We start from the raw sequence: 6,074 nt of genomic DNA, 5'->3' as shown, positions 1-6,074 counted from the left end.
AACGATGGCGGGCATGCATTCCCCGGCCTTGATGCACGCCTGGCGCTGCGACGGGTGACCCATCACATCACCGATCCCGGCGCCGGCCAGCCCACAATCGAGGCGCGGTATACCTACCGGGGCAACGGCACCGACCTCGGCAAAAACTTCCTGGGCTACAACGCCTCCGGTCTGATTTGGGAAGACGACGGGCTGGACAACCTCTACAAAATCACCGGTGTCTATGCGTATGGCACCACCGAAAGCCTGTACGTGGGAGGCCAGGCGGTGCGCACGGTTGAGCGCTCCTTCAACCGTTTCCACCTGCTGACCCAGGAAACCACGACCCAGAACAAAAACGTGAAAAGGGTGGTCACGGTTTATTACGCCGAGGACGGCGTCGACTTCGACAACCAGCCCATTTATTGCCAACTGCCCAAAACGCTCACCAACAGCTGGTCAAACCTCGACAACCCGAACCTCGTTCGCCGGGAAACGGTCAGCAGCGAATACGACCTTTATGGCAACCTGGCCAAAGAGGTCCAGGCCAACGGCATCACCGAAACCAGCCGCTATTACCCGGCGGCTGGCGAGCCAGGACTGTGCCCGGCCGACCCGGAAGGGTTTGTGCGCCAGTTGAAGGAGCAGACCGTAACCCCGGCGTCTTCGAGCTTCGGCAGCCCGGCACCGACGTTGTGCACCCGCTATCACTATCAGGCCATGGCGCCGGTCACTGGCGGCGTGAAAAGCTGGTTGGTGATCAAGAACGAAACCCTGCAACAGCTCGAGGGCAGCGACGAGCACCTGATGCAAACGACGGCTTACAGCTATTTCGATGTGCCGGGGGATGCACTTCGACACGGGCGTCAGCGCAAAGTGACGCTGACCCTGCATGACGCATTGACCTACGCCGAACACAGTACGTCGACCGACTTCGCCTATGAAAAAAACGCCGGCACCGGCCGTGCCGGCGAAACCGTGCTCGAGACCACGCAGACCCTGAGCAGCAGTTTTGACAGCGTGCACAAGGTCATCACCCTGGAGCACTCGCTGCTCACCGGTGAACCGCTGCTCAACCGCGACGACAGCGACGTGGAAATCCGCTACGTCTACGATGCGCTGGGCCGGGTAGTGAGTGAAACGGTAGCCCCGGACACCGACTTCGCCGCCACCCGCAGTTACGCGTACAGCCTGGTTGGCCTAGGGGGCCAAACGGCGTCGCAGACCGTCACCGACGTCAAGGGTGTACAGACGCGCAGCCACCTGGATGGCCTCAATCGGGTGATCAAGGAAGAACGTCAGGACACCGACAACCCCGCCAGTGCCGGAGCGTTTCGTCAGACGTACAAGGCCGAGTATGACGCGCGCGGTCAGTTGCTGGCCGAAACCGATTACGACTGGCTGGGCGATGAAGACTTGCCGCTCAAGCGCTCCTTTGGTTACGACGATTGGGGGCAGCAGGACAGTGAGACCGCGCCTGAGGGGGTGGTGACCTTTAGCCTGATGGACCCTTTCGGCTGGACAACCTCCGACGGACAATTCATGCCAACCCAAAGCAGTTGGCAACAAACCAATCGCTCGTCCACCGAGCGGTACGGTCTCACGGTGACTCAACTCAACCTGTTTGAAAAACCAGAGACGGTCGAACGGTTCACCCTCATCGGCGAGAGTATCGGCAAGCAGCAGTATCACTATGACGGGCTGGGGCGTACGGTCGAAAAAATCGATGTGCTCGGCCACAGCACCGGGTACCGCTACGATGCGTTTGACCGAATGGTCGAAAGTACCTTGCCAAACGGGGACAAAGTCAAGCGCAGCTATGCAGACCATAGCCGCGCCGAACTGGCGACCCTGCTGACCGTTCAGCCATCGAACCAGTCATCTCCTGAAGTAAACGCGGGTGGCCAGGTATTCGACGGCCTTGAGCGTCTGACTGAATTGCGTACCGGCCCCCGTGTCGAAACGTATCACTACAAAGGTGGTCAATTGCAGGTCAGCGAACGGGTCACGCCACGGCAGGCCAGCATCCACTATGAGTACGCGCTTGGCCTGACTCAAGAGCCTGTTACCACCGTCGCGCCGGACGAAAGCGTCAGCTTCGGTTATGACGTAAAAAGCGCCCGCATGACCAGTTCGCAAAACAGTCTGGGACACCGGACATACACCTATGATGGCGCCAATCATCTCAAAAAGGATGAATGGGCCGCAGGGGGTAACACCTGGACTACCGGTTATGTCAGCTCGTTGCAAGGCCGACAATTGCAGCGCACGGACGTCAGTGGGCTGACCACCACCTACGATCACGACCGATACGGGCGGGTGATGCTGGTGAGCCAAGGACAACTTCATGCCCGATTTGAATACGACCTTTTGGGACGACTGAGCCTAACCAACAGCACCGACCTTAAAACCCTTGTCACGCTGGAGACCCGACTGGCGTATGACGAACACAGCCGCGAAATCCTGCGTACCTTAAGCCTGACCAACCAGCCAACTCGAACCCTCAGTCAGAGCTGGCGGACGGACGATCAGTTGCAGTGTCGGCAGTTGAAAGCATTGGAAAAAAGTCTGCTTGAAGAAGACTTCGAATATGACTCCCGCGGACGGTTGATACAGTACGACTGTTCGGGCGAGACCCTCCCCAAGGATCGCTACGGCAATGAAATCGTCAAGCAGGTCTTCCGATTCGATGCGCTGGATAACGTCACCCTTACCCTGACCACTTTCGCCGACCAGACAACCGACCGGTGCATGTTCACGTACAACATTCCCGATGATCCTTGCCAACTGCTGAAGATCACCCACAGTCATAAGCACTATCCACCCAGCACACCTTTTGCGTATGACGCCGACGGCAACATGCTCAACGATGAGTTGGGCCAGCGCCTGCACTATGACAGCCAGGGTCGTCTGCTCAATGTCGAGACGGCCAGCGGTGACCCGACCCGTCAATACCGTTACGACGGGCACAATCATTTGGTCTCAACCACACAGGGCGCTGCCGTCGAGACGTTGCGCTTCTATGAGGGTGATCGCCTGAGCAACACGGTTCAGGGGAGCACGAAGATCCAGTACCTCTACGATGGAGACACTCCGTTGGGTCAGCAGCAGGTGGACGACGACACAAAGACCCTGCTGTTGATGACCAACGCCAGCAACAGTGTCCTCGGCGAAAGCCAGCAAGCCAAACTGCGCACCGCGGTCTACAGCGCTTATGGCGAACGCAGCAGCCACGACGATAACGATGGCGAGTTGCAATGCTTGCTGGCCTTCAACGGTGAAGTCCGCGATCAAGCCAGCGGCTGGTACCTGCTGGGCCAGGGTTACCGAGCCTACAACCCGACCCTGATGCGCTTTCACAGCCCGGATTCTCTGAGCCCGTTCGGGGCCGGCGGAGTCAATCCGTACGGGTATTGCCAAGGTAATCCGATTGCCTTCCAGGACCCGACCGGGCACAGCGTCGGGAAACTCGAACACCGCGTCTTCAACGTCAATAAAGGGGCGCTGGTGACCGGACTGCTGCTGACAGTGGTTTTCACGGGTATGGCGGTCGCCAGTCTGGGAACCGCCACCCCCTTTATCATGGCCGTGACGGTGTTGGGTACAGGCGCCATGATTACCGGGACCGGATACAAGACAGCCGCGCTGCTGAACCATGATCCTGAAGAACAGCAACGGCTTTACCAAATTGGTGATGCCTTTGACAAGGTAGCGCTGTACGTCGGACTTGCGCAAACGGCCCGATCCATGGGGAAAGGAATGTTGAAGTCGATAGGAAGCAAAAGTAGTGCGTCGCAAACAGCTAAATCGTTAACGGCGCCAAATATTACACTCCCTGAAACCAGGCCAATTGCAAGACCGGCGCGCAGGATTGATTACGATCTATTTGAGCCCAAAAGCGCCCTCAAAACATCAAGCCCTAAGCTACCCAACAAAAGCCCCGTTGGTAACGAAGATCTGCTGATCTCACCCAGCAGTGGCATGAGAACGTCCGTACCAACTACAACCACTGCCACCACAGAAACAAACCTACGAACAGGCGCACCCACTTACTTCGATCCCACGCCACCATGGCCTGCCGTTAAAACCGGTGGTGGAATGAAATATGCCGCGTCACATGGAACAGCTGGAGACGTAACCTTCAGCTACGGAGCTACAGCCACAGGCATACGGCGAGCTTAACAGCTGTAGTTTTGCACCGACCCCAGCCTCTATAGGTACCAATAAGTTTTGGTACTTATAGGGGCTGGTTTTTTTAGAAAATACTTCGATACAACCGCCCCACCCCTCGAAAATCCCGAAGTTGTTACCCCCCACACAACGTCTAGTCACTGACGCACAACCTTACAGCCCATATCAGAGAGTTCCCCCAATACAAACATGCATAACTCCTTCTCACCCAGGGATGATTCCTTACGACGTACGTGGCTTTTTTCCTACACCCCTGATGACTTTTCCTATATTACCGACGCGCACACATCACTACCATTTGCCGCGTCGAGTAGGACGCAACTTACAAACATAATGAAACAATCTTACTCCTCGATCGCATATCTCTTATAGCAAGAGAGCGCAATACCACAGCAACAATCCCTAACAGATACACCTGTGAATATCGGTACTGCTTGCTTCCAGGCCGTGTCGATACCTCTTATTAAAAGGACTGCTTACATGAAGAACTCTTTACTTGCCCTTCCTCTTGGCCTGCTTCTGGGTCTTGGCGCCACATCGGCTTTTGCCACCACCGGGACCATCAACTTTCAGGGCAAGATCACTGCTGTGACCTGCGGTATTGAAATTGTTGATCCGGTAACAGGGGCTCCGGGTACCGGTGCGGTGAACATGGGCAGCATTGAGGCCAGCCGTTTCACTGAAACAGGTCAAGAATATGGCGGCAAGGGCTTCGCATTGCGCGTTACCCCTGGTGTCGGGGGCTGCACCATCGCGCCCGGCGACACCGCCAAAGTGACGTTCACTGGCACAGCCGACACAAGCGGCGACTATTACGCCTTCAAACCCACCACCGATGCGGCCAAAGGCGTTGTTGCCGTCATCAAAGACAAAACCGGTGCCAACGTTGTCAATGGTTCGGAGTCCGCCGAGTACGCACTGAGCGATATCGACCCGACCGATTTGCGCTTCGATGTCTACTACAGGTCCATCGCCGCGATCGTCACGCCAGGCCCAGCCGAAGCCGACGTGGCCTTCGTCGTCGCCATCAACTGATATCAGCCCGCCCGTTGGGTCACGACGCGATCCGCGCCAGACCCAACGGGCACCCTCGATACAGCCGGTGCGCGAACGCTCGCGCGCCGGTAAAAGGTATTTGTACATGTTCGGATTAAACAGACCTTCGGCCATTCTCCGGCCCGCCCTTCTCGCCTGCGTGACCACGTTGCTGCTGACCCTTCAGATACCGGTCAGCCACGCCGCCCTGACTATCAGCGGCACTCGGGTAGTGTTCGACAGCGACAAACGCAGTGTCTCGCTGATTGTCACCAACCCCGGCAGCAAAACCTACGCAGTACAAACCTGGGTTAACACCGCCAGTGATGACACCACGACTGCCGTGCCATTTATCCCTTCCCCGCCCCTGTTCCGGCTTAACCCGGGCAAGGAACAGCAGGTGCAGATCAATGGGCTACCGAATGATTTACCGACGGATCGTGAATCGCTTTTCTATTTCAATGTCCAGGAAATCCCACAGGTTGAAACCAGAGAAAGCAACGTCCTGAACATCGCCCTGCGCACACGGCTCAAGTTGTTTTATCGCCCTAGCCAGCTCAAGGACAACCCGGTTGTGCGCCTGAAAGACCTGCAGTGGTCGATCAAGAACATCAACGGCAAAGCGCATCTGCACGTGGACAATCCGACCCCCTTCCACGTGTCCTTTACCCGAATAGAGGTCTCCGGCAACGGCCAAAGCGTGCAACTCCAAAGCCTGGCCATGGCCTCGCCGCTTTCCAGCCAGGTGTATGAACTGACCGGCATTAAACCCAGCCCCGGCCTGCAGGTGACTTTCTCGACGATCAATGACTACGGCGCGATCACCCCTCCCCTCATCGCACCCGTCCAGCTAGCCCTCTAACCCTTCT

3 protein-coding genes are annotated in these 6,074 nt (G+C 57.1%); all 3 read left to right on the top strand.

Annotated elements, in window-relative coordinates:
* On the top strand, positions 1 to 4,161 hold a 4,161-nt coding region (locus K0F75_RS05560), incomplete at its 5' end, for an RHS repeat-associated core domain-containing protein (RefSeq protein ID WP_219060839.1).
* Positions 4,162 to 4,650: 489 nt separating this feature from the next.
* Complete coding sequence (locus tag K0F75_RS05555; protein WP_219060838.1) at positions 4,651 to 5,205, top strand: fimbrial protein; 555 nt, start codon at positions 4,651 to 4,653, stop codon at positions 5,203 to 5,205.
* A gap of 106 nt (positions 5,206 to 5,311) precedes the next feature.
* A complete protein-coding gene (locus K0F75_RS05550) occupies positions 5,312 to 6,067 on the top strand; it encodes a molecular chaperone (RefSeq protein WP_219060837.1) in 756 nt (251 codons plus the stop codon).
* Positions 6,068 to 6,074: the final 7 nt, after the last annotated feature.

Origin of the sequence: Pseudomonas sp. UMAB-08 (assembly GCF_900095225.1) — a bacterium.
In the GTDB taxonomy this organism is placed as follows: domain Bacteria; phylum Pseudomonadota; class Gammaproteobacteria; order Pseudomonadales; family Pseudomonadaceae; genus Aquipseudomonas.
This window is presented reverse-complemented; position numbering and strand designations above follow the sequence as displayed.